This is a genomic window from Rhizobium sp. 2YAF20 (assembly GCF_052114685.1).
In the GTDB taxonomy this organism is placed as follows: Bacteria; Pseudomonadota; Alphaproteobacteria; order Rhizobiales; family Rhizobiaceae; genus Rhizobium.
In genome coordinates this window covers 1-670 of sequence record NZ_JBFRFF010000136.1, presented here as the reverse complement: position 1 = coordinate 670, position 670 = coordinate 1, and the positions used below count along the sequence as shown (strand labels likewise).

General features: G+C 60.6%; 1 protein-coding gene. It reads left to right on the top strand.

The window, feature by feature from the left end; genetic code table 11:
- A partial coding sequence (locus tag AB4Z52_RS36280) for a filamentous hemagglutinin N-terminal domain-containing protein (RefSeq protein ID WP_442222625.1) occupies positions 1 to 670 on the top strand: 670 nt, incomplete at both ends.

Below are 670 nucleotides of genomic sequence, written 5' to 3'. Positions count from 1 at the left end.
GCGTGCCACTGATCGATATCGTCACCCCGAACGCGGCCGGCCTGTCACACAACAAATTTTCGGACTTCAATGTTGGTACGCCGGGGCTGATACTCAACAACTACAAGGGCGAGGTCGGCACGTCCAATCTCGGCGGCGTCACGCCGGGCAATCCGAACCTCAATAATTCCAACCCGGCCTCGGTCATTCTAAACGAAGTGACGAGTGGGAACCGCTCGGCACTGAATGGCCCGACGGAAGTGTTCGGAACAAAAGCAGACGTGGTGATCGCGAATCCTAACGGAATCACTTGCAGTGGTTGTGGTTTCATCAACACGCCGCATGCGACGCTGACCACAGGTACGCCCGATATCGGTGCCGACGGCAGCCTGACCGGCTTCACCGTCAATGGCGGTGACGTCACCTTCGAAGGCCGTGGCGGCAACTTCGCTTCCGGTCCCGGCGCCGTCGACCTGTTCGACGTCGTCTCCCGCAATATTCACGTTAATGCTCCTGTCTACGGCAAAACCCTGCGGCTGACGGGTGGCGCCAGCAAATATGATTATGCCACCGGCGAGGCGACGGCGCTGACGGCAACCTCGGGCACGCCGGAATATGCCATCGATGGCTCGGCGCTCGGCGCCATGCAGGCCGACCGCATCAAGATCGTCGTCACCGAGAAGGGTGCCGG